We start from the raw sequence: 24,376 nt of genomic DNA, 5'->3' as shown, positions 1-24,376 counted from the left end.
TTGCTGCAGGTCAATCGGGGTGTACCCGTACACGCGTCCCGCGGAACCGCCTATCAAGACGCCCTCTGACGCTTTCAGAGAGCGCATCGGGGACGACGGAGAACCAAACCGACCGCGAGCGCCTCATCGATGATGCGCTGGGAACGTTCCTCCTCCACTGGCCCAGCGGCGATACCTGCACGAGATCGACGCCACCCCGACAGAACTGGACGGCGGGAAAGCGACCAGTGAAGAGCGCAACCGGGTCTGTCGGCCTTGTGTGCAGTGTGCCTGCGAGCCGTCGGTGGTCACCGCTACGTTCCCATCCCACGATGGCGAACGGAGGACCGGACTAGATGGCTTCAACTACGACTCGCTGGTGGGCGGGCGACCCCATCTGCGTTCCTGAAGGTTTCATGCCGATTCTTAGTCTCGTCTGCTGCGGACGTTGCTACCTCGTTGGCGAGGACTGCATCGCCTCGCTCCTTCACGTGGTCCTTCGAGGCACCGCGTGCTCGGTGTGCGATCACGGAGAAGCTGAGGAGATCTGCCATCAGTGCGCGGCGCAGGTGTTTGCTGTTGCTGAACGATGCCGCAACAGCGTCTGGTGGGATCCGCTTGATGAAGCATCGGAAGCACACCAGGCACTGCGCATCGCAGCGACCTGCGGCCTCGTCGACAAGGTAGCCTTTGACAGCTTGTCCGCATCTTTCGATCTCGATGAGTGGCTCGCCCAGGGCGGTCCCGTATACCTGGCTACTCACCTGGAGCCTCTAGTGGGAAAGATGACCATCGCGAAAGCCAACGAGGTCATCGACGTACTGCAAGAGGAGGCACCTGTACTCGACTGGCCGCGCACCCAACCGCGCATCGGAGACTCGAACGTCCCGCCCAGAGCTAACTACCACCGAGGCGAGATGGAGCTTGCTCGTCGGCGCGGCTTCGACGAACCGCTTCGATACATCGTGGAACGGCAGGTCCGAGACGCAGCGGTCCGGGCGCTGACCGAAGCCGACTTCGTCCGGCTCGCACACGAGCGAGGCGTGCGCCTGATCCCGTTCATCTCACCGTCCGGTGACGGTGTATTGGCCTACAGCGCCGTGCTGACCACATTGCCCGAAGATCTCCAGTACGAGTACGGCGGCAAGAAGCTTGCACGTGACCTCACCCTGGGCGCTCTTCGCGCAACCTGGGGCTCAGAACCTGACGAGGCCGCGGGCTCTCAGGCGTGGTTCACGTGGCTGCGCTACACGGGTATTCAGGCTGCGCTGGAACCTCCGCAGGCTCGAAAGGACGGCGTCTGGCGTTGGCTCCATCCGGAGGCCCAGCTCACCGAACCGGTCGCGGTGCTCAACGACGTGCCTGCGACACCGCACGCACGGAGAGAAACCGCCCGCGAGATCCTCACTGCCGGGCAAGCCGGCTTGTGTGCGATGTGCTCCATCCGCCGTCGGCATTGGCGCACGATCCGCGCGGGAACACCAGCCGAGGAACTTCCGGTCATCGCGCCCGGTACTCACCTCGACCACGACCACGACACGGGATTGATTCGCGGGATGCTGTGCGCCGCGTGTAACGGTTACAGGGAGCCGACGGGCGCCAAATCGGACGAGGCGGTATGGCGTGCCTATGTCACCAACACCCCAGCGAGCGAGCTCGGGTGCGCCTGGCTGTACGACTAACCCAACGACCGGGAATCAGATTTGCCTCCGGCAGGGCGCATCCCGGCCTTGGCCGCCGCTGGAGCCAGCGTCGGTGCGGTGAAGTAGGAGGCCACGCTGAGGGAGATCAGCAGGAAAAACAGGCCGCCGCCGTGGGCGCGGCGATCGGAAGCGGTTCGACGACGGTGACGTCCAACCGCAGCCCTGTGACGAGCAGCGCGATAAAGGAGGTCACGTTGCTGGTCAGCACCGGGTTGCCCAGCGCGCCGACGACGGCGGCGAGGAAGGTCCCGGAACTGATCGCCGTTTCACACGGTTCCGGCAAGGTCGTGGACGGAGACGGATGTGCCGGGCAACTGCCGGGCCGCGTTGGCAACCGCGGCATGGTGAGTCAAGACGATGATTTGAATCGGCGGTGAAGCCAATGATCGCGTCGTGCTGCCAGCCCATCAGCAGGGCGGGGCATCGTCGTCTCGGATGAGAGTGTCGTGCCCTGCTTCTACGATGCTCCCGACATCCCACTCGGGCCGTAGCGACGTACATCCTGACCGCACGTGACAGGAGGACTGTGAGCGACATAGCCGGCGAGCTTGCTCGTGTTCGCGGCGCCTACGAGCAGCCCACGCTGACACTGCTGCACCAGCGGTTGGCGCCGGTCATCATCGCCATCTTTCGCAGCTCGTTCGGCCGCGATGTCCGTACCATCCCGGCACCGCGGCTCCACGATCAAGTCGACACCTACCTCGATGAGCTGAGACTGGCAGGCGTCCCAGAACTGCCGACCGGGTCGGGGCGCGACTTGTGCTTGAAGTGGATGCGCGGCCAGTGGCTGGTGCGGAGCACCAACGACGACGGCACCGAGGTCTACTCCCTGACGTCGCACGCCCAGGATGCCCTTGCCCTGGTCACCAGCCTGACCCGGGAGCGCGCCAGCCTCTCTGAGCACCGCATCGCCACGATCGTCAACGCCGTTCGCCGTTTCAACACCGACGTCAACCCCGACCGTGCGGCCCGCGTGGACATCCTCGACAGCGAGATCGCGCGCATGACGGCAGAACGCGACCGTCTCCTCGAAGGTGGGGAACTTCCCCAGGTATCAACCGACTACATGCTGGAGGGCTTCGGCGAACTCATCCAGCTCATCGCCGCGCTCCCGAGCGACTTCGCCCGAGTGGAAGAGGCGTTCACCAGACTGCGCGGCGACATCCTCGCGTCCTTCCGCGCCGAGCAGCGGGCCGCCGGCGAGGTGATCGATGACTACCTCGCCCGCGCCGACTCGCTGATGACCGCGACCGCCGAAGGGCGCGCGTTCGAGGGCGCGTTCGCCCTGCTCAGCGACGATGAGCTGTTGCTGCAATTGCGCCAGGACCTCTCGGCGCTGCTCGCGCACCCGCTGGCCGATGAGATCTTGCTCGATGCCGACCGTCGCGAGCTGCGCGGCACCGTCGCCTTGATCCGCAGTGGCATGGAACAGGTGCTGACGCGGCGAAATCGAGTCACTGCGACCTTACGCGAGTACATCGTGACCCACGACATCACGCGCAACCGCGAGCTGGACGCCACCCTGCGCCAGCTCGACGCCGAGCTGGCCACCTGGATGACGACCGCGGGCCCCCGCGCCGCAGTACCACTGGAACTGCTCCCCTCCCGTATCGAGATCACCCACCTACGGGAACGGTTCCACAACACCGACACCGACCCCGACCCCCCGCCACTGAACGACGTCAGCGGGCACCGGCCAGACGCGGTTTCCCTGACCGACCTGCTCGCACAAGGCGGCCCGTCACTGGACTCATTACGCCGCGAGCTCGACCGGGCACTGACCGGTCCCCAACCACTGACCTCGCTTGGCGCGCTGTTCGACAAGCTCGAACCCGATCTGCGACGCCCTGTGGAAATCTTCGGGCTGCTGCACTTGGCGACCAACCTGATGCAGTGGGATCGGCACGACGACACCGAGCCCTACCGTGCGATCCGGCCCAATGGCTCCACCCGTGAGCTGACCGTGCCGCGTGTGGCGCCCCATGACGCCACCCACAACTCACCACTTACCGGCGCCACCACCCAGGCCAGCACTGCTGAGGAGGCTCCATGACCGCGCCCGAGTCGATCGGTGGCGTTCCGGACGTCCCTGGCTTCGCCGACGTTGCCGACGTGGATGACCCGGAACGGGAGAACACCTCCACGGTAGCCCTGTTCGAGGGTGATGAGAGTGGCCTGGAACTCGACCAGCGCCGGGCACTTGTCGTCTTGCTCAAGCAGCGGTTTATCAGCGGACGGACCCATCCGAAGGAATGGCGAGCACTCACCCGCAACCCGCGGCCCATCCGCGCCCGCCTCAACGACCTTTTCCTCCATCTTCACGTGGACACCGAGCGCGAGGTGGCCTACAAGCGGCAGGTCGCTCCGGAAGGCGGCGGCCGACCATTTCCCACCCTGCTCTACGACGCGCCGTGGGGACGTGAGGACACAATTCTGCTTGTCTTCCTGCGCACCCAGTTCCGCAGCGAACAGGCCACCGGCGCCAACCGGGTATTCGTCGACCGCGACGACATGCTCGACTTCATCGACCAGCACCGGCCCGAGCACGCCACCGACCAGGCGGGCGACGCCAAACGCGCCGTCAAGGCCATCGAGGCGCTGTGCACGGCCGGCCTGCTCATCGGACCCCGCACCGCCGACCGCTTCGAGGTCAGCGCTGCGATCGAAGTCCTGCTGCCGATGGAGAAGCTGACTGAACTGCTGACCTGGCTGCGCGACCAGAACCGCTCCGAAGATGCCCCGGCCGAACCCGACGCCCGCTCCGGTGCCTCGGTCGTCGACGAGAACGGGAGCTGAGTGATGACCACGAGCGACTACCGTGACGTGCTCGGCATCGACCCGACTCTCAACGCCGACCCGCAACCGCATCGGTCTCCGAACCCGGGGCTCTGTTTCACATCGAGGGCGCCACCGAGGGGACCCTGCAGTGGAAGGCCGAGACTTTCCAACTTGTGAACTGGGGTGGATTCGAAGGCCGCGTTCGGTTCGACTTCCACCCAGGTTCGACGCTGCTCTCGGGGGCCTCGGGAACCGGGAAGAGCACGCTGCTGGACGCCTACATCGCGCTGATGATGCCGTCGGACACGCCGTTCAACGGAGCCTCCAACGACGCGATCGGTGGCCGCGCCCGCAGTGCCGAGCAACGCAACCTGCTCAGCTACCTGCGCGGCCAGACCGACACCACCGCCGGTGCCGACGGCCACGAAAAGCCGAAGGTGCTCCGCGGAGATCGGAGCACCACCTGGGGCGCAGTTGGCATGACCTTCGTCGACGACCACGGACGACGCTTCACCGCTCTCAGGGTGTATTACGTGCCCGCCCGCACCCGGCGCAGCAGCGAACTCACCATGCGCATGGCCACCTTCGACGGTGTTCTTGACCTCGCCGACCTGGCCGGGCACGCAGACCAGGCCTTCGCGCCGAAAGCGCTCAAAGCCGCATTTCCAGGACTGAAGACCTGGGACAGCTATGCGGCCTTCGCCAACATCCTGCACACCCGACTGGGCATCGGCGCCAACGGAGACGGCTCGAAGGCACTGCGCCTGCTCGTGCGCATCCAGTCCGGCCACCAGATCCGTACCGTCGACGAGCTCTACAAAGAGATGGTCCTGGAGCGACCGGTCACTTTCGCAGCCGCCGACCGCGCCATCGAGCACTTCGACGATCTCGAGGCCGCCTACGTGGCGATGCAGACCGAGCAGGAGAAGGCTGACCTGCTTGCTCCTATTACCGACCTGCACCACCGACTGCTCACTGCCCGCGCTGAGGTCGAGACGATCGGCACTTTCGGCCTGACCCTCCACACCGACAGCCCCATCGGTTTGTGGAGCCTGCGCACCGAGTCTGCGCTGCTCACCGATGCCGTGGACGCCAACCGGAACGCACGCGCAACGAATGCCGACCACCTGAAGCAGGCACGCGACGACGAGACTGATCTCACGCGCGATCTCGAGGCCGCTCGAAAGACGCACCGTGACAGCGGCGGCGCCGACCTCGAGCGGCTCGCAGACGAGATCACGACCGCGCAGCGCCGACGCGACGAAAAGCTGGATCGTCGAGGCAACCTCGCTGAGCGGACGGTCGTGCTGGAAGCACCGCTGGACAACCGCGAAGACTACGAGAAGCTCCGCAGCGCCGCTGAGGCGTTCCTTGCTGGCTACGGTGACGCCGACACCAAGCTGAGCGAGCGGCGTGACGAGCTGATGCAGCAGCAATTCCCGCTCTTGGAACGCCAACGGCGGCTGACCGACGAACGGGCGTCCTTCGCCGGTCGTGCCGGACGGGTACCGAAGGTCCTCGACGACATGCGTCGGCAAGTCGCCGCCGCCGCGGGGATGGACCCTGAGGAACTGCTCTTCCTCGCCGAGCTGATCGACGTCGCCCCCGAGCACGCCCGCTGGCGCACCCCGATCGAAACTGTTCTCGGCGGCAGCGCCCGCCTGCTGCTGGTGCCGCACGAACAGCTGGATGAGTTTTCCCGCAGGATCGACTCGCTGCACCTGCGGGGGAGGCTGACATTCGAGGGTATCCCGTCCGCCGAGCACCGTGAGACGACCGGCGACCCGGACACCATCGCAGGCAAGCTGCTGTTTAAGAACCACCCCTTCAGCGCATGGGTGGTTCGACACGTGACCGACCCGGTGCGCAACGCGCTCTGTGTGGAGACCGCGGAAGAGCTGGCGGGCGACGGTTACCGGGTCACCCTCGCCGGGCAGACCCGGCGAGGCACCAGAGGAAGCCACGGCCGTAACGACAACTCGAACATCATCGGGTTCTCCAATGCCGAGGCGATCGCCGACATCGACCGGGAACTCGCCGAACTCAAGCTCGAACTCGACACGCTCGACTCCCAGCGGATGCGGGTGGAACAGGAGCGGACCGCGCTGGGGCAGACCAGTCGGGCATACGAGGAGGTTCGCCGGGTCGCCTGGGACGACATTGACGTCGCAGGCAGCGAGCACCGCATCCGCGAGCTGGAAGCCAACCGACGCGCGATCCTCAACGCCAACGACCGCCTGCACGCCCTCGAAGAGCGCATCACAAGCCTCAAAAACCGATTGGAGAAGGCTCAAGAACACCGGTTCACGCTGCAACGACGCGAGAAGGAACTCGCAGCGCAGCACGCCAGCCTCACCGAACGGCAGGATGAGGTGAGCCACGAGCTCCACCGGATCCAGGATGAGCAGACGGTGGTCCTTGACGAGGAGCAGATCGCCCGGCTGAACAAGGAGTTCGCCGCGGCTGTGGCACCGGCGGACCCCTCCAGCCTCGACCAGTTCCCCACCAACCTGGGGCGTCTGCACAAGCGGCTCACCGAGGCCGTGACCGAGGCGCAGCACGAGGTGCAACGCACTGAAGCCGAACTCACACGAACGTTCCAGAACTACCAGCGCCTGTGGGAGGACCCCAACCTGGGCACGACAGCCGCCTCCTACCCGGACTACGCCCAGATCCTGGACAACATCATCACCACTGGCCTGCACGAGCGACGCGACGAATGGCGCCGTCGGCTCACCCAATGGAGTGGCCAGGACCTGGTACCGCTATCAGGCGCCATGGACGCCGCCATCGAGGACATCGAGGACCGGCTCGCGCCGATCAACGACATCCTCACCGCACTGCCCTTCGGCGCCGGCCGCGACCGGTTACGCATCAAACTGCGCCGACTCACACCCGACCACGTGACGCAGTTCCGCCGCGAACTGCGAGTGCTGTCGGCGACAGCGACGAAGGGACTCGAGGAAAGCCACATGCAGCGCCGGTTCGCTGAACTGCAACAGTTCATGGCCCAGCTCCGGCGCCGCAACGACCCACGCGCCAACGCAGAGCTCACCGACCGCGACCGGCTCCTCGACGTACGCCGCCACGTGGAGATCACCGCCGAGCGCTACAGCCCCGACGGTGTTCTGCTCAGCGTGCACTCGGCGCTGGGTGGCAAAAGCGGCGGCGAGAGCCAGGAGCTCGTCGCCTTCATCGTGGGGGCCGCATTGCGGTTCCGCCTCGGCGACGAGCTGCGGGCCCGACCGCGGTTCGCACCGGTATTCCTCGACGAAGGATTCGTCAAGTCCGACTCCGAGTTCGCAGGCCGCGCCGTGCAAGCGTGGAAGGGCCTGGGCTTTCAGCTGATCGTTGGCGCACCGCTGGACAAGGTGACCGCACTGGAGCCGCACATGGACCAGCTGCTCGCAATCACGAAAGACACCGAGACTGGCTACTCATTCGTCGCGCACATCAAGGAACCTGATGACGGGGGCGCGCATGAAGACACCTGACCAGGTGGTCACCGATCTCGCGCGCCAGCTGAAGAACTCCTGGGCAGCAACCCTGGTCGGCGGGCCCGATGGGCCAGTATGGCCACTGGTATTGCCCATCGGGCAACCGAGTTCCACCGAGCTTGCAGCCCAGTTCACCGCGGTCACCAAGCTGGTAACCACGTGGCGGGAGTGGGCCACCGCGCATGACCTCACGCTGCAGTTCCGTTCCCGCCGCGTCGCTGGTACGGACCAGGAGCTGCCCACCCACCTTCACGTGCCCGATATCGATATCGCGGCCCGCGTCTGCGCGGCCGAGTGGCCAGCCCGCATCGCTCGAGGGCGGCGGCGAGCTGCGCTCCTGGGCGAACGCTACCCACACCTCGCCCAGCCGGACCGCACGCTGGCCGCCGTTGATGGCCTCTCTGACATTGACTTCGATCTGCTTTGCCGAGCCGCGGACTGGTTTGCCGGCAACGACGCGACCGGGCTGACACCTCGCCAAGTGCCGATCGCAGGTCTGCACGCGAAATGGCTCAATACCCGACAGGCTTTGGTGAAAGACCTCGCCGGCGTCGAGGACCTGGGGCTGAGACCAGCACACCCGGCCCGTATTCACTTCACTTATCTCGATCCGGCCCACCGCGCCGCTGGAGGTCGCCTGCACGACTCCGCCACGGTGGGCGACAGCATCCAGATGCCCTACCAGCCGGACATCGTGATCATCTCCGAGAACAAGGACACCGCTATCCACTTCCCCGAGCTCGCCGGCGGAGTGTCGGTGGAGGGTGTCGGCCGCGGTGGCAGCACAACTGCGGCATTCGACTGGATCACGCGAGCTCCGCAAGTCTTCTACTGGGGTGACATGGACGCCGATGGTCTCGAGATCCTCAACGAGTTCCGCAGCGCGGGAGTGCCAGCCACGTCGATCTTGATGGATCCGGACTCCTACGAAGCATGGGAACGATTCGGCACAAGCTTCGACCGGTACGGCAAACCGCTCGGACCGCGCCCCGCGCGGCCGGTACCGCACCTGACCGAGGCCGAACGCACCCTGTACCACCAACTCATCGCACCAGCCTGGGATCGACACCGCCGTATCGAACAAGAACGGGTCCCGCTGATCATGGCGCTTGAACAAGTGAACCGTCGTGGGACCTCCCACGGTGAGAACGCTACATAAACCGGCGGAAGCCCTGGGCCGGTTCACGCCCCTGACTTTCGACAAGTCGTGAGCATTCGGGATCTTGTCGCCCCTGGCAGGTAAGAAAGCGCGAGCGGGTGAGCGAGGCAGCCGGTCGCCGACAAGCGGTTCGCCGGCCAGCGGATCGAAACTGTGGGGAAACGGCCGGACCCCGCTCTTCGGGTGAAGCTTGGGTCTGGTCACCGGATCAGCGCCCACCACAGTGTCTCGTCGGCGCCGCTGAAGAAGTCGCGGCGGAATATGTCGCCGCCGAGATAGACGCGACCGGTGATCAAGTGGTGTTCGGCGTCGGCCTGCTCAGGCGTTGGGCGGCGGTCCTTGCCCCACTCGGTGCGGGTGCCGGGGGTGAACTCGGCCAGTCCTTGGGTCCAGGCCAGGGCGTGGATCTGACCGCCGACGTAGTCACCGCTGTCGCGGAGCTTGTTCAGTTCGTCGGCCCGCTGCATGATCTCGTCTTCGCCGCGCAACGCCGGCTCGGGGTGAGCGATGCCTGTCTCGTGGGTGGTGTGGGTGGGCAGGGCGTGCCAGGCAAGCTGGGCGAGCTGGCCGTAGAGATGCTTGTTGTTCTCTTTGACGGTGAACACGTCCAAGCCGCCGCGGTGGTGAATGTTGTGCGCGTTGGTGCGGGGTGGCGTGCTGCGCATCAGCGGTCACGATCCGCCCGCCCAGGTCCAAGGGGGTGAGCAGGGGTTGGAATGCGCTGCGTTCGTTGCCGTCGCGGGGGATGTCTCGTTGGGCGATGATCGCACCGGTGTCATGCGTCAACGCGGCGATCAGACGGTTTCCGGTGCCACCGCTGCGGGGATAGGTTCCGCGGAGGGCCTTCCCGTCGACCGCGAGGACCCGCGGGCCGGCGAGATCGTCCTGACCAGGGGTACTGGCCAGCCATCGGCTCAAGGCTGTGTCCAGCTCGTCGCCGTCCACCCGCGCCAACACTCGCCGGGTCGTGGCCTCATCAGGAACCTGCAGCCGGCCATCGGCACCACGCCGGACGTCGAGCCGGGCCAGCACCTCCTCCGGCGCTTCCTGAGCCCAGCAGGCGATCGCGGCGAACGAGCGGGCCCCGGCCGCGACCGCGGCCGCAGCCAGCCCCAAAATCGACACCAACGAATGCCGCACGCCCCGCCGACACCGCGGATCACGTATCTCGGCGAGACACTCCCGCAGGTCCGAGACACCGCCCTCGGTGGACCAGCGAGAAGAATCCACCTCCTCCGGCGGGGTCAAAGGCTGCAGCACATCACCAGTCAGGCATGATGGGGGCGCGGGCACGGCTCTCTCACATGATCATGGGACTTCGACACTCCACATGATCACCTGTAGCCGTGCCCGCACATGCATCCGGGGCCAAACGACTTTGCCGGACCCGTGCAGTTCGCCGAGGTTATTTCAGCGGGGTGTGTGCAGTCGAGCCTCGCACTGTGAGGGAGTTGGTGAAGACTTCGCGGCGCACTGGCAGTTCCGGTTGGGTGATGCGTTCCAGTAGGAACTGCACAGCGGTGTGGGAGAGGTTGGTGATTGGCTGGTGCACGGTGGTCAGGTCGTAGGAGTCCCACGCGGCCATGGCGATGTCGTCGTAGCCGAGGACCCACACGTCGTCGGGAACGCGCAGGCCGAGTGAGCGCGCGCCGTCGATGGCGCCGAACGCGGCGAGGTCGTTGGCGCAGAAGATGGCCGTGGGGGCAGCGGGGGCTTGCAGCATGGAGCGCGTCAGCTCGCGGGCCGCGTCGTGTTCGAAGCCGGCGCGCTGGACGAGGTCTGTCTGCAGCTCGACGCCGAGTTCCGCCAGCCGGTGGCGGAACCCGTGTTCGCGGTGCACTGCCGTGCTGGGCAGTTCGGGTCCTTGCAGGAAGCCGATGCGTTCGTGGCCTGCCTTGACGAGGTAGTCCGCGACGGTGCTGCCGCCGGCGACGTTGTCGCTGACGACTTGGTCGCACTCGGCGTTTTCCAGTCCGCGGTGCAGGAGCACGACGGGTTCGTCGTGCAGCAGCGCTTCCGTGAGGGGAGCGGCTCCTGCGAGGACGGTGGTGAAGAGCAGACCGTCGACCGAGCCTTCGCGGATGGCCTGCAGCGCGCTGTGCTCGCCGGGGCCTGCGGAGTTCCACAGGAGCATGCGTTGGCCGGCCTGGTCGAGGGCGTGGCTGACGGCCTCCAGCAGCTGGGGGTAGAAGGGGTTGGTGATGTCGGCGATGACGACGCCGATGGTGTGCGAGCGGCGGGTTTTCATCGCTCGGGCGGCGGCGTGGGGGCGGTAGTCGGCTTCCTGCATCGCTGCCAGCACGCGCTCGCGTGTGGCAGGCGAGACCCGCACGTTGCCCTGCAGCACCCGGGACACGGTCGCTTGCGAAACGCCCGCGCGGGTTGCGATGTCGCGGCTGGTGACCACTGCGCGTCCTCACGTCTTCTGGATCGGTCCATCGTTGTTTACGTATTCATCCTAGCGGGTTACTCTCCTATGAATACGTACACATGAAGGGAAGTCCGCGACATGGCACACGTGTTGAAGGCTGCCTCCGGGGCCACCGGTTCCGGCCCGGATCGGGCTGCCGTGCGGGAGCGCGTCGCGTCGGTCATCGCCGATATCCGTTCCCGCGGTGACGCCGCGGTCCGCGAGTACTCCGCGAAGTTCGACCAGTGGGAGCCGGAATCGTTCCGCGTTGAGCCGGACGAGGTCGAGCGGATCGTGGCTCGGCAGCCTCAGCACCTCATCGACGACATCGAGTTCGTGCAACGGCAGGTCCGGCAGTTCGCGCAGTATCAGCTCGACTCGATGCGCGAGTTCGAGGTGGAAACGCTGCCCGGTGTGCACCTGGGGCAGAAGCACATCCCCTTATCCGCCGCCGGTGCCTACGTGCCCGGGGGACGCTACCCGCTGCTGGCGTCGGCGCACATGACGATCCTCACCGCCAAGGCCGCGGGGGTGGGCCGGGTCGTGGCGTGCACGCCGCCCATTCGCGGTTCCGTTCCCGAATCCACGGTCACCGCCATGCATCTCGCCGGAGCGGACGAGATCTACCTGCTCGGCGGGGTGCAAGCCGTGGTGGCCCAAGCGCTGGGCACGGAGACGCTCGCGCCGGTGGACATGCTGGCCGGGCCGGGCAATGCCTACGTTGCCGAAGCGAAGCGGCAGCTCTTCGGCGAGGTCGGCGTCGACCTCATCGCCGGGCCCACCGAGATCCTGATCGTGGCCGACGAGCACGCCGATCCGTTCACGGTGGCCGTGGACCTGCTCAGCCAGGCCGAGCACGGGCCCGACTCGCCTGCGGCGCTGATCACCACCTCCGCGGACGTCGGCCGCGCCACCCTGGAGCACGTCGAACGGCTCCTGCCGGGCATGCCCACGCGGGACTTCGCCGAGCAGTCGTGGCGCGAGCACGGGGAAGTCCGCATCGTCGACGACCTGGAGTCCGCCTACGCGCTCGCCGATTCCTACGCCAGCGAACACGTGCAGATCCTGACCGAGCAGCCGCGAGTGGCGCTGGAGACGATGCGCAACTACGGCGCGCTGTTCCTCGGCGCGGGCACCTGCGTGTCCTACGGGGACAAGGTGATCGGGACGAACCATGTCCTGCCCACCGGGGGCGCTGCGCGCTACACCGGGGGCCTGTGGGTCGGCAAGTACCTCAAGACCGTCACCTACCAGCAGGTCACCGATCCGGGCAGCAGTGCGCACCTGGGCGAGGTGTGCGGACGGGCGGCCCGTGCCGAGCACTTCGAAGGGCATGCCCGTTCCGGCGACGTCCGGGCGGCGAAAAATGCTGCAACGACGCCTGATTGGGCGTAGCAGATCCGCCCCCGGGTGCAGGCGGGGGGCGGGTCTGCCGCCCGCCTGCGTTGCACCGGTCCGGCCCGGCCTGGCGTCGCAGGAGGTCGCACGGCTGCTTCGGGCCGCGCTCCCCGTCCCGCAGAGAAAGAGGACGTCACGATGAACGTGCTGGCCGTGGGCCTGGCGGTGATGGCCGTGTACTTGGTGCTGATGGTGCTCTGGACCCGCTACGACCAGCTGCTCGATGAGGAAAACTCGGCATCCGCGGCCGGAGAGGAGAAGCGATGAGCGTTGCCGTGTGGGCCTGGGTGTTCCTCGCGGTCTACGTGGCCCTGATGTTCTACCTGGGCTATGTGGGCATGCGTCGCACGAGCAGTGCCGACTCGTACGCGACCGCGCGCGGTTCCTACAGCGGCCCGCTGCTCGGATTGAGCTTCATGGCCATGATCGCCAGCGGCTCGACGTTCATGGGCATGCCGGGCATCGCCTACGAGTCCGGTTTCAAGGCCGCGTACTACCCGCTGCTGTACCCGGTGGGGGCCTACATCGGCGTCATGCTCGTCGCCCGGCGGATGAAGCGCTCCGGCGACCGCATGGGCTCGGTCAGCGTGCCCGATTTCCTGGGCGACCTGTTCCGCAGCCCGCTGCTGCGCGGTCTCGCGGCGTTGCTGTCGCTGTTCCTCATCTACTACCTGATGGCCCAGCTCGCGGCCTCGGGGCAAATGTTCGAGACGCTGTTCGGGATTTCGTACCAATGGGGCATCACCATCGCCATGGTGATCATCCTGTGCTACATGTTCTTCGGAGGCACCCACAGCGACATCGTCACCGACGCGATCCAAGGGCTTTTCATGCTGGTCATCGCGGTCGTCGTGATCGGCGGGTTCCTCATCGGGTTCGGCGTGGACGGTTTCGGTCCCGGTGCGGTCAATGCCGCGCTCGCGGAGAACATGCGGTGGGACGTGCACACCGACCCGGCCGGGGACTCCACCTTCGCCAACTGGTGGGTCATCGTGCTCCTGTTCGTCGCCCACCTCGGATTCGTGGTGCAACCACACCTGGGCAACAAGTTCTTCGCCCTGCGAGGAACAGCGCACATCCGCTGGTTCGTCGTCACCTCCAGCCTCGCCGGATTCACGGTCAGCTTCCTCTTCCTCGGCGGTGTGCTGGCCCGCGCCACCGGTGTGCAACCCGCGCATCCGGATGCCGTGATGCCGGCACTGTTCATCGACATGGCACCTGCCTGGTTGGCCGCGCTGCTGAGCGTGGCGATCCTGTCGGCGATCATTTCCAGCTCAGATGGGCTGTTGATGAGCATCTCGCAGATCTTCGCCAACGACCTGTACCGCAAGACGTGGGTGCCCTGGCGCGGCCACGACCCCGACGATCCCGCGGTCGATCGCCGGTCCCTGCTCATCGGCCGTGCCGGGGTGCTCGCCGCCGGGGTGGTCGCGGTCGCGGCCGTGTGGACACCACCGGACCTGCTCGCCGTGTGGATGTGGGTCGGCATCGGCGGCGTCATCTCCGCACTGACCGGGCCGCTGTTCCTCGGCGTGTGGTGGCGTGCCACCACGACGACCGGCGCGCTGCTCGGCATGCTGAGCGGGTTCGCCGTGTACGCCGCCCTGCACCTGGGCCCCCAGTTCGGCCTCTACACCGGCACGTTCCCGTGGAACGACAACCCCTTCGCCGCAACAGCGGTCGGCGCGATCGCGGGGGTACTCGGCACCGGGATGGGCAGCGCCCTGACCACCCACCGCTCCCGCGGCCCCTCCGGCGCCGAAACACCCGAACACTCGCAGAAGGCGTGACAACGTGGCCGAACGAGAGATCCGGGCCGTTCCCGTGGACACCGGCGTCGCACGCTCCCGCCGGGTAGTGCAGCGGCGACCGGGCTGGCTGCTGCGGTGCCTTCGCGGCGGCGCGGACACACCGCGCCTCCACGGCAGCCTGTACTGGCCGATCGAGCTCGCACTCGCCGCGGCCACGGTGAAACTGCCCTTCCACGCACCCCGACGCGTTGCTGTACCGATCGCCCGCGACGCCGTCACCGCCCACCACGGCGTCCTCGACCTCCCGGTGCGCGAACCGGAAACAGTCACCGTTCCGGAAGCAGAGATCGTGCAAGCCGGCGCGGAGACACCGGAGTCCGCGCTGCGGGAGTTCGCACGCGAGCAGATCGTGCGGCGCCACCGCCCCACGCACATCCAGGACCTGGATTTCGAAGCGATCCAGCACCTCCACCTGCCATACCACGTGCTCAGCCACGGTAACTCCGTGTTCCTCGTCGACCGGCTGGCAGAACGCGTGGACTACCCCGAACGCCACCCCCACGCGCAGACGGCCACCGGAGACCTCCTTACCGCCGGCACAGCCCCAGACCGTGCCGCGTGACCTCCTTCTGGGGCGGGCACTGCACAACCAACACGAATGTCCGCTCCAGCGAGGTGAACTGTCCGGAGCGGGAATGGTCCAGACCCCGGTCAAACACCCATCGGGCCACCAGGTCCTCGATGCGAACAACCGCACCTACAACGCGCTGCTGCCCGGACTGCGCAGCCTCGGCGAACGCGGCTTCGCCCTGCTGACCAGCCGGTGGCGCATCCTGGGCCGCATCACCGCCAGTCCGAGCAAATCGGCTGCATCATCCAAGCCGCACTCGTGTTGACCTACCGCGAACACCGCACAACGTGAAACTCGCTGAGATCACCTCAGTGAGCCACAAGGGACTGTCAGGAAAACGGTGTAACCGTGGTGCGTGCGGTTACTGATCAGTGGTGGGGATGATACGGCCTTCGAAGGCGATGGCGAATGCGTTGAGGGCAGGTTTCCAGCGGATCATCCACTTGCGACGGCCGGTGCCGGTCGGGTCCAGTGATCGGATCGCTAGATACAGGCACTTCAACGCGGCCTGCTCGGTGGGGAAGTGCCCGCGGGCCTTGACCGACCGGCGTAGCCGTGCGTTGAGGCTTTCGATGGCGTTAGTGCTGTAGAGCACCCGCCGGATCTCGGGGACGAGAGTCCAAAAACGGTACGAATTCGGTCCAGCTGTTCTCCCACCGGCGGATGATGGCCGGGTAGCGCTCGCCCCACGTGTCGGCGAACTCGCTGAACCGGTCCTTGGCGGCGGCTTCGGTGGCGGCGGTGTAGACGGGCCGGAGGTCCTTGGACATCGCGTCGGAGTACTTGCGGCTGGCCAGCCGGAAGGTGTTGCGGATTAGGTGCAGCACGCAGGTCTGGGTGATGGCCAGCGGCCAGGTCTGTTCGATCGCCTGCGGCAGGCCCTTGAGTCCGTCGCAGACGACGAAGCACACATCGTCCACACCGCGGTTTGTGAACTCTCGGTGAGGACTTGGAGCCAGAACTTCGCACCCTCGCCGCCTTGGCCGATCCACAAGCCGAGGATGTCGCGTTCTCCGTCGACGGTCACCCCGACGGCGGTGTAGACGGGCCGGTTGGTGACCTGCCCGTCGCGGACTTTGACCACCAGGGCGTCGATGAAGATCACCGGATACACGCGGTCCAGCGGCCGGTCCTGCCAACTCGTCATCTCCTCAACGACACGATCGGTGATCTTCGAGATCGTGTCCTTGGACACCTCGGTGCCGTACACCTCGGCCAGATGCGCCGAAATTTCACCGGTGGTCAGGCCTTTGGCGGCTAGTACTGCAGCCGTAGTTCATGGTTCGCGGTTGCGTTGTCGCTGGTAGTGGGCTCTTCGGGCGCGGTGTTGGTGGCGCCGTCGCCAGGTGGACCAGGTCAGGATGTGGGCGGCCTGTTCGGGTGAGGCGCCCGTCATGGCGTGCAGCAGGTGGGTGATCTCGGGCAGGGTCAGCGGGATCTGTTCGGCTGGCGCGGGTCGTGCGCGGGCGGCGGCGGTGGTGATGGCCAGGAAGGTGTGGGCCAGCATCACCAGCGTTGTCCAGCGATACCAGGAGTGCCACCGGCGTACTTGGTGCTGGTCGAGCCCGGTGTGTCCTTTGGCGGTTTGGAAGGACTCTTCGACGGTCCACCGTCGTCCGGCCACGTGGGCCAGTGTGGACAGTGGCACCGGGGAAGGGCTGTGACAACGGTAGTAGGCCAGCTCCCTGGTGCGGCGGTTGCGTCGGGCCAGCAGCCACCGCCTCCCGACTGTGTCGGGCTCGTCCAGCTCGACCAGGGCCCAGTCATAGTAGCGCTGCCCGTGCGCCCCGGCTCCGGCCGAGACACGTTGCCAGGCCCGTCTCGGCAGGCTCGCGACCACGGTGTCGGCCCGGGTAGTCCCCGCACTGGTGCGTACCCGGTGATCGCACGATACGGCCAGCACATAGCCCAGCTGCTGGGTTTCCAGCTGCCTGCGCAGGGTCGTGTTACCCCCATAGACCTCGTCGGCGGCCACCCACCGGACCGGAACCTCAGCCTGCACCGCTCGGGTGATCATCTGGGCGGCCAGCTGCGGTTTCGTCGCGAACTCCACGTCCTCGGGCACCCCGGCCGCCTGACGCCGGTCCAGGTCGTCGGCCCAGCAGCGGGGCAGATACAACTCCCGATCGATCAACGTGTGCCCAGCCTCGGTGGCGTAGGTGGCAAACACCGCGACCTGGGCATTCTCGATCCTGCCAGCGGTGCCGGTGTATTGGCGCTGCACCCCGACGGTGTGCCGGCCTTTCTTCAGGTCGCCGGTCTCGTCCAGCACCAGCACCGCCTGCCGATCGCCGAGATGCTGCACAGCGAGGTCACGCACGTCATCGCGGACTACGTCGGCGTCCCAGACGGCTTTGCGCAGCAGGTGCTGCATCCCATCCGGCGAGGCGTCCCCGGCGTGCTCGGCCAACGACCAGCAGTTCTTGGTGGGCAAGTCCGCCATCAGGCCCTGCACCAGCGCCCGCGCGCGCTTGCGGGTCTCGATACGGGCGAACCGGTCGGCCACTCGCTGCATCAACATGTCCAGTTCCGCCTGCCACCCGGCAGGGTCTATGCTGTGGCTTGCGGCCACCACACGATCTTGATGAGTCGACACACCTGATCATGATCACGTGGTGGCCGTCCTCGTCTGCACCGGCCCTCACCAGCCACGATCACCAAAGTCCGGCTGCAGTATTAAGCACGCGCGGAACTGCCCGCAGTCGGCCTTGGCGATCGAGGCTCTGATCACCGAAGCCGGAGCTCCGGACGGGGTTTATCTCAACCTGTTCGCCGATAATGCGCAGATCGAGCGAATGATCGGGGACCCGCGGGTGCAGGGTGTGTCACTGACCGGGTCCGAACGCGCCGGCTCCGCTGTCGGCGAGGTCGCCGGTCGACACATGAAAAAGTACGTGCTCGAACTCGGCGGTTCTGACCCATTCATCGTGCTCGATGCCGAGAATCTGGACGCGACCGTGTCCGGGGCGGTGAACAACCGTCTGTTCAACGGTGGTCAGGCGTGCACGGCCTCCAAGCGCTTCATCGTGCTGGACGACGTCTACGACGCGTTCCTGGACAAGTTCGTCCCAGCGATGCGGGAGTCCGTGCCCGGGGACCCGAACGATCCGGCCACGCGCTTCGGCCCGTTGTCCTCGCAGAGCGTCGTGGACGATCTTGTGGAGCAGGTGGACGATGCGCTTGCCAAAGGGGCGACTCTGCACACGGGAGGTGAGCGCAGCGATGGCCCGGGCGCCTACTATCAGCCCGGCGTGCTCACCGATGTGACTCCGGATATGCGCGCCTACTCCGAGGAGTTGTTCGGCCCGGTCGCGGTGGTCTACAAGGCTTCTTCGGCTGAGGAGGCCATCACGTTGGCGAATGAATCGCCGTACGGGTTGGCGGCCTCCATCTACTCGGCCGATGTTGAACGGGCCCGTGCCTTGACCACGGATCTGGAAAGCGGCATGGTCTGGATCAACGGTACGAGCAAGAGCGCCCCCGACTTGCCGTTCGGGGGTGTGAAACGCTCCGGTGTGGGACGCGAACTTTCCAAGTTCGGCATCGACGAGTTCGCGAACAAGAAGCTCGTCCGGATTCCACGCTGAGCCTCAGTCCCATCCCTGCCCGTCCCTGTCCCTTCGCGGTGATGGGGCGCGGAACGGGTACAGGGATGGGCTTACCACTCGAGACGGTAGAACCGCATCTTGCGGTAGAGCGTGGTCCGGCCGATTCCCAGCGCGGATGCGGCCTGGGTCCGGTTGCCGCCCGACTGGCGCAGAGCGGTGACGAGGGAGTCACGTTCTGCGGTCTCCATCATGGTTAGCTGCCGTTGGCTGGCGGTTTGCTGCATTCGGGTCGGCAGGTCACCAGCTGCCACGGTTTTGCCAGGCATCCGGTGGGCGAGGAATTCGATGGTCCGGCGGAGTTCGGCGATATTGCCGGGCCAGGACCACCGCATTAGCAGCTGCAGCGCTTCAGAGGAGAACACGGTCTTGTGTTGGCTCCCGGGCATCGAGGCAAGGATGCTGGTGATGAGTGCGGGTAGATGCTCGGACATCTCCGCGAGCGTAGGCAGCCGCACTGTTGTGACCAGCTGGTTGACGAGGGCACGGGTGTGTTCTGGAGCGTTCTCAGTGTCGACGGTGAGGACGAGCGGAGCCGGGCTTCCGCCGTGCTCGTTATGGGAACGCTCGACGATCGCCTTGACTCGGTTCGCGTCCGCCGGAGCGATGTCCTGCAGGTGACGCAGCAGCACTCCACTGCCAGCGGTCAACGCGTCCATTGCCGAGGTGAACCAGCTGTGCCCATCCTCGGGATTGTAGGTTGAGAGGTCGAGCACGAGCGGCGACGTACCGGCAAAGTGCTTCGCGAACACCGTGGAGGCCACGTGGCGCTTGCCCGTACCGGGCTCACCGTCCAAAGCGAGGCATTCCCGGTGCCGAATCGCGGTGGAGAGCTGCTCGTCGATGTCCTGCCGCGGGTGCACGGATTCTGTTGAGGAACCGGCCCCGGCACGCGAGATCCTTCCGGAGGTACGACGAGGTTCGTCGGTCTCGTCAGGTTGCCGGGGTAGGAGACGGACACAGTACGCCGCATGCTCCCCGCTGGTACCGTCGATCTGTTCAACGATCGCGTCGTGCCACCCCGACGGAAGCGGCACATGGGTTTGCAGCGGTTGCCGCTGGCCAGTGAAGTCCTCCAGGTGGGTCCACAGTAGCGCGTGTGATTCAGGGGTCACATGGCGAAGTCCCCGCGTGTTGGCGAAGACGGTGCGTTCGTTGAGCACGATGACCGGGTGCTTTTCCGTCTTGTTCGCTAGCAGATAGGACTGGATGAGTACACGTTCGTCGGCACTGAGCCTCGTGGTTAGATTGCTTTCGATTTGTCGGCCGACGTCGGTCGTGATAGCAGTGATCAATGAACTGGCGTCCTCAGTTTTGCAGGCCAGGGAGAAGGTGCCGAGAATGCGCTGGCTGAAGGGTTCGAAGATCGGAGTGCCAGCACAGGTCAACGGCTCGAGCGCATCGTTGTAGTGTTCACTGCCTCGAACCAGCAGCGGCCGACGCTCTGCGATCACCGTGCCGAGACCGTTGGTGCCGATCGAACCTTCGGAGAAATCGACCCCCTCAACGGCCGCTGCGTTGTCGAGCTGGTTACGCGTGCGAGAGTCTGGCGCCTTGCGCATGACGATGTGTCCCCGGTCGTCACTCAGGACCAGCGCGACCCGCGCATCGGTCAGATGCTCACTGAGCCGCTCGAGCACGGGTTGTGCGGCTTTGAGAAGCGCCGGTTGCCGTTCGCCAACGTCGCCGGCAGAGATGGCGCGCGGTTGCGTCGATACTCCTTCACCGATACAGCGTCGCCAGCTCCGTTCAATGACACCCCGGACCCCAGGCTGCATTGCTGGCGCGGTAAGCAGCCCGTTGCTGCACAGCCTCTCCTTGGCCTGCCGTACTGCTTCCCCATCGAAGGGCACAGGAGCCGGTTGATCGATCTTATTGACGCCGTTCATGACGCGCGATCACTCCTCGCCTTGCTCGCAGGAACTCAGCGATATGCGTGGTGTGCATCACAGTATATCTGAGGTTGTCTCAGGTGGCACAAGCGAATCTCTACGCGTCTGGTATCTAAGCAGGCAGCCACGGAGGACCATCGCTACTGAGGGTGCTCCGCTGCTGCCTGCTCATAGGGTCACGGACTGTTCACGTTGACACGGGCTGCGCGTCCTTCTGTAGGTGGAAACCCGTGTAGTCGTTGTCGCGCACCTCGATCAGCTGCTGCCGGTAGGCGCTCATGCCTGCCAGGTAGAACATCACGGTGTTGGTCTTACCGGAGATGTTGCCACCGAAGATCCATGACTGCGACTGAGGGAACAACGTGGCGTTGGCGACCTCTCGGCAGATGGCCGTCCAGTTATCCTCGGCCTCTTGGGTCGCTTCCACCACGGCCACATTCGCCTGCTCGGCGTCTCCGATGAGATCCGAGATCCCCTCGACCTGCACCTCGAGGGCCGTCATGAGATTCGTGAAGGGTCCGTTCGGTCCGAGGATCATGAACATGTTGGGGAACCCCGTCGTCGCGATCCCCAGATAGCTGGTGGGCGCATCCTGCCAGTGCTCGCTGATGTGTTGTCCGCCCCGGCCGCGCAGGTCCATGCGCCGATAGTTGCCGTCGACGGCATCGAAGCCGGTCGCGAGCACCAGGACGTCGAGCTCGTGCTCCATGTCGTCCTCGGTGCGCACTCCGTTCGGGGTGATCTCGATGATCGGGTTTTCCTTGATATCGACCAGGGAGACGTTGTCGCGGTTGTAGGTCTCGTAGTAGCCCTCGTTGCACAGTGGTCGCTTGGCGTAGAGACCAGTCGGGGTGAGCTTGCGGGCAGTTTCTGGGTCCTTGACAATCTCGGCGATCTTCGAGCGGATGAACGACGCGGCGGCCTCGTTGGCATCCGGATCCGTCGTGATATCGCTGAAGGTGCCGAACATGAAGCGGAATCCGTTACCGCGCTCCCAGTTCTCCTGGAACACGCGTTGACGCTCCTGTTCGGAGACGCTCATTGCCGGGACGGTGCTTTCCTTGATACCAAACGCGGTGGTCGAATTGCGCACGTGCTCCCAGGTCTGGTCATAGTTCTTCTTGATCTCGGCGAGCTCGGCTGCATCCACAGGCCTCTTACCGGAGGGAACACTGTACTGCGGGGTCCGCTGGAAAACAGTCAGGTGTTCCACCTGGGGAGCGGCCGCGCAGATAAACTGCGTGCCCGTGGAGCCGGTGCCAATCACGCCGACTCGCTTACCGGTGAGGTCTTCATCTGCGGGCCAGGCACCGGTGTGCAGCAGTTCCCCGGCGAACGTGTCCGCTCCCGGGATATCCGGCAGGTACGTCGCTGCCAGAAGCCCCACCGCGTTCACCAGGTACCGCGCGGTGAACACCTCGCCGGTCTCGGTCCGGATCTCCCACAGAGTGCGATCCTCGTCGAAGTATGCGGCTGTGACGCCTGTGTTGAGCTGGATGTCGCGGCCCAGCTCGTAACGTTGCACCACGTGTTCGAGGTAGGCCAGGATTTCCGGCTGCTCCAGGTAGCTGTGCTCCCAGCTCCACTCCTGCAGCAGGTCCTGGTCGAAGGAGTAGCGATACACGAAGCTCTCGGTGTCCGATTTGGCACCGGGGTAACGGTTCCAGTACCACGTCCCACCGATACCACCGGCACGGTCGAAGATACGAACACTGAGCCCCAGCTCGTTGCGCAGTTTGTGCAGCATATAGATACCACCGAAGCCGGCCCCGATCACGATGGCGTCGAAGTCGGTCCGCGTCTGCATGTCCGTCATGACTGTAAGCTCCTCTGTTGTTCTGGATTGTGCGGTGGAAAGGTTGGTCAGCCGCGGTACCAGGCAGCGACTTTGCGGATCTCCTCGTCGGCCTCCGAGGCACGGCCGGCCAAGCACGGAAAGACGTGCTGCATGCCCTCGACAACCGAGAGCGTCACGGCGACACCGGCCAACTTCGCCTGGTCGGACAGGCGGACGGCGTTGTCGACCAGTGCTTCGACGGACCCAGCGTTGATGTAAAGCGGCGGGAGACCGGTGAGGTCGGCGTACAGCGGATTTGCCAGCGGGGTGGTCGGGTCGACGGAGTCACCAAGCACGCCGGCAGCCATGCCTTCAAGCAACCCGACGGTGATCAGCGCATCGGTCGCGTCGTTCGTGGTGAGGGTCTCGCCCTTGTTCTCCATATCGAGCCACGGCGAAAACGCGATAATCCGCCCGGGCAAGGGGCTACCTTGCTCGCGCAGTGCAAGCGGGATTGCAACAGCCAGGTTTCCGCCGGCCGAGTCACCGATGGTGGTGATGTTCTCGGGTGCAATACCGCGCTTGGTCAACGCGATGAAGGCCGCGACGCCGTCCTCGACCTGCGCCGGGTGGGGGTGCTCCGGCGCCCTACGATAGTTCAGGACCAGCGCGGTGGCGCCGAGCGCTTGAGCGATGTGCGCAGCGAGTTTGCGGTGACTCGCCGCCGAACCCACGGCGAAGCCACCCCCGTGGGTGTAGAGCAGCACCTTCGACCGCTCTGCCCCGCTCGGCAGCGCCCAGATCCCGGGAACCCCGCCGATCGTTTCTTCCTGGTAGGTGACGTCCTCGGGTTCGCGCGCCGGCTGGTGCCACTCATCGAAAATGCTTCGCAGAAGCCGCATGGACAGCTCAGGATTGCTGGCCATGGCCTGAGACCACTCGGAGTAGAGGTGTTCGAGGAACTGGGCTTCCTCCGAAACCTCCGGCACACGGGTAGCAAGAGTAGGTGTCACGTCGATACTCCTTTGGAACCTTAATCGGAAACGTTGAGGTGCAGACCAATCCCGATCAGGAACGGTCGCGTGATGGAGTTCACCGTCGTACTCCGCCACCGTGTTCGGTTGTTCCGATCTGAAACACGGGGAATGTCTGGGTGGAGCTATTGGACCGTTCCCGCTTTGGGGGTAGGTGGGAGTGGTGATCGGGTGTCTGCTGCATCGGGAACAGTCCAGGGCGTTGTCGGTGCAGTTGTCGGCCTCGAGGACCTGGGGGGCCGGATGGTTGTGCGAATGGAGTGTGCACACCGACACCGCTACCGGTGTAGCCGTCGTCGGCCAGGGTCGGCAGGCCCTGGGACGCCGCGGTGGACAGCGCGCCCAGTGCGTGTCACGCGCGGCGGTCACGTCATGGACCGAGCCGGGTTCCCCGTCCGAGGTCCACAGCGGGAATCCGTCCGGTGCTGACAGGGCCTGCACATTTCCGCCGTGTTCGCCGGCCTTGCCGGATTAGCCCAGATCGGTGGTTTTCCCTGCACACTGGTGGTTTTCTCACTCAGGCGATCGGTCGTGATCACGGTACCGTCGAGGGTCACATACGCTAGGCCCTGCTCATGAGCCTGCTGCAACGCCTGATGCAGGTCTCTGAGCCTCCTCAGCCAGTACCGCGATGACCTCAGCGAGAGCGATACGCCGTCGCACGGGACACCCGGTGGTCACGGCCCAACGTCTCCGGATCGGTGCGCTCGCAGACATCAGCGAAACCCGAGCACGGCCTGCCAGAAACACGTTAACGCCCGC

18 protein-coding genes and 2 pseudogenes are annotated in these 24,376 nt (G+C 65.7%); 11 read left to right on the top strand and 9 right to left on the bottom strand.

The features are described 5' to 3' along the window. Window positions 1-335 precede the first annotated feature (335 nt). Window positions 336-1,661, top strand: coding sequence for an endonuclease domain-containing protein (locus tag ACVGV2_RS13140; protein WP_459162656.1), 1,326 nt, complete (start codon window positions 336-338; stop codon window positions 1,659-1,661). Window positions 1,662-1,767: 106 nt separating this feature from the next. Here ACVGV2_RS13140 and ACVGV2_RS13135 read toward each other — a convergent pair whose 3' ends face one another. Continuing rightward, window positions 1,768-2,016, bottom strand: coding sequence for a hypothetical protein (locus tag ACVGV2_RS13135; protein ID WP_459162655.1), 249 nt, complete (start codon window positions 2,014-2,016; stop codon window positions 1,768-1,770). A 192-nt stretch (window positions 2,017-2,208) separates the two neighbouring features. Here ACVGV2_RS13135 and ACVGV2_RS13130 point away from each other — a divergent pair, with 192 nt between their 5' ends. The 4 genes from ACVGV2_RS13130 (at window position 2,209) to ACVGV2_RS13115 (ending at window position 9,116) form a co-directional block, all read left to right on the top strand. After that, window positions 2,209-3,735: a DUF3375 domain-containing protein gene (locus ACVGV2_RS13130; protein WP_459162654.1), complete on the top strand. Its 1,527-nt coding sequence runs from the start codon at window positions 2,209-2,211 to the stop codon at window positions 3,733-3,735. Beyond that, complete coding sequence (locus ACVGV2_RS13125; RefSeq protein ID WP_459162653.1) at window positions 3,732-4,478, top strand: DUF4194 domain-containing protein; 747 nt, start codon at window positions 3,732-3,734, stop codon at window positions 4,476-4,478. The genes ACVGV2_RS13130 and ACVGV2_RS13125 overlap by 4 nt, the downstream gene beginning before the upstream one ends. 92 nt (window positions 4,479-4,570) lie before the next feature. Next, window positions 4,571-7,954 (top strand): ATP-binding protein, encoded by a 3,384-nt coding sequence (locus ACVGV2_RS13120; protein ID WP_459165982.1) that lies wholly within the window; start codon window positions 4,571-4,573, stop codon window positions 7,952-7,954. Continuing rightward, complete coding sequence (locus ACVGV2_RS13115; protein WP_459162652.1) at window positions 7,926-9,116, top strand: Wadjet anti-phage system protein JetD domain-containing protein; 1,191 nt, start codon at window positions 7,926-7,928, stop codon at window positions 9,114-9,116. Before ACVGV2_RS13120 ends, ACVGV2_RS13115 begins: the two co-directional genes overlap by 29 nt. A 200-nt stretch (window positions 9,117-9,316) precedes the next feature. Here the strand turns inward: ACVGV2_RS13115 and ACVGV2_RS13110 are convergent, their stop codons facing one another. From ACVGV2_RS13110 to ACVGV2_RS13100, 3 genes are all read right to left on the bottom strand, one after another. Then, entirely contained in the window at window positions 9,317-9,583 is a 267-nt protein-coding gene (locus ACVGV2_RS13110; RefSeq protein ID WP_459162651.1) for a hypothetical protein, read from the bottom strand. Next, window positions 9,540-10,346, bottom strand: a complete 807-nt coding sequence (locus ACVGV2_RS13105; RefSeq protein WP_459162650.1) for a transposase family protein — start codon at window positions 10,344-10,346, stop codon at window positions 9,540-9,542. The genes ACVGV2_RS13110 and ACVGV2_RS13105 overlap by 44 nt, the downstream gene beginning before the upstream one ends. 175 nt (window positions 10,347-10,521) lie before the next feature. After that, a complete protein-coding gene (locus tag ACVGV2_RS13100; protein ID WP_459162649.1) occupies window positions 10,522-11,523 on the bottom strand; it encodes a LacI family DNA-binding transcriptional regulator in 1,002 nt (333 codons plus the stop codon). Window positions 11,524-11,625: 102 nt separating this feature from the next. Between ACVGV2_RS13100 and hisD the strand changes: the two genes are divergently transcribed. The 5 genes from hisD to ACVGV2_RS13075 all read left to right on the top strand — a co-directional run bounded on the left by hisD (window position 11,626) and on the right by ACVGV2_RS13075 (window position 15,571). Continuing rightward, window positions 11,626-12,921, top strand: a complete 1,296-nt coding sequence (gene hisD / locus ACVGV2_RS13095) for a histidinol dehydrogenase (RefSeq protein ID WP_459162648.1) — start codon at window positions 11,626-11,628, stop codon at window positions 12,919-12,921. 141 nt (window positions 12,922-13,062) lie between these two features. Further along, window positions 13,063-13,191: a hypothetical protein gene (locus ACVGV2_RS13090; RefSeq protein WP_459162647.1), complete on the top strand. Its 129-nt coding sequence runs from the start codon at window positions 13,063-13,065 to the stop codon at window positions 13,189-13,191. Further along, the gene (locus ACVGV2_RS13085; protein WP_459162646.1) at window positions 13,188-14,714 is read left to right on the top strand and encodes a sodium:solute symporter family protein; all 1,527 of its coding nucleotides are present in this window, start codon (window positions 13,188-13,190) and stop codon (window positions 14,712-14,714) included. The genes ACVGV2_RS13090 and ACVGV2_RS13085 overlap by 4 nt, the downstream gene beginning before the upstream one ends. A 4-nt stretch (window positions 14,715-14,718) precedes the next feature. Continuing rightward, complete coding sequence (locus ACVGV2_RS13080; protein ID WP_459162645.1) at window positions 14,719-15,297, top strand: hypothetical protein; 579 nt, start codon at window positions 14,719-14,721, stop codon at window positions 15,295-15,297. A gap of 73 nt (window positions 15,298-15,370) precedes the next feature. Beyond that, the gene (locus ACVGV2_RS13075) at window positions 15,371-15,571 is read left to right on the top strand and encodes a hypothetical protein (protein ID WP_459162644.1); all 201 of its coding nucleotides are present in this window, start codon (window positions 15,371-15,373) and stop codon (window positions 15,569-15,571) included. 96 nt (window positions 15,572-15,667) lie between these two features. On the opposite strand, the pseudogene ACVGV2_RS13070 reads toward ACVGV2_RS13075, so the two are convergent. Next, window positions 15,668-16,567: pseudogene (locus tag ACVGV2_RS13070) on the bottom strand (IS256 family transposase); the annotation flags it as partial. A gap of 15 nt (window positions 16,568-16,582) precedes the next feature. Continuing rightward, window positions 16,583-17,821, bottom strand: a complete 1,239-nt coding sequence (locus ACVGV2_RS13065; protein ID WP_459165823.1) for an IS701 family transposase — start codon at window positions 17,819-17,821, stop codon at window positions 16,583-16,585. Between the two features lie 160 nt (window positions 17,822-17,981). Here ACVGV2_RS13065 and ACVGV2_RS13060 point away from each other — a divergent pair. Continuing rightward, window positions 17,982-18,893, top strand: a pseudogene (locus tag ACVGV2_RS13060) (aldehyde dehydrogenase family protein); the annotation flags it as partial. A 71-nt stretch (window positions 18,894-18,964) separates the two neighbouring features. Here the strand turns inward: ACVGV2_RS13060 and ACVGV2_RS13055 are convergent. The 3 genes from ACVGV2_RS13055 to ACVGV2_RS13045 form a co-directional block, all read right to left on the bottom strand. Further along, window positions 18,965-20,800, bottom strand: coding sequence for a sigma-54-dependent Fis family transcriptional regulator (locus ACVGV2_RS13055; protein WP_459162643.1), 1,836 nt, complete (start codon window positions 20,798-20,800; stop codon window positions 18,965-18,967). Between the two features lie 190 nt (window positions 20,801-20,990). After that, window positions 20,991-22,619 (bottom strand): flavin-containing monooxygenase, encoded by a 1,629-nt coding sequence (locus tag ACVGV2_RS13050; protein WP_459162642.1) that lies wholly within the window; start codon window positions 22,617-22,619, stop codon window positions 20,991-20,993. Between the two features lie 47 nt (window positions 22,620-22,666). After that, on the bottom strand, window positions 22,667-23,506 hold the full coding sequence (locus ACVGV2_RS13045; RefSeq protein ID WP_459165981.1) for an alpha/beta hydrolase: 840 nt from the start codon (window positions 23,504-23,506) through the stop codon (window positions 22,667-22,669). Between the last annotated feature and the right edge of the window lie 870 nt (window positions 23,507-24,376).

It is taken from the genome of Bounagaea algeriensis, from assembly GCF_054491375.1.
Note: the sequence above shows the minus strand (reverse complement) of the source record. Positions and strands in the feature narration are given on the sequence as shown.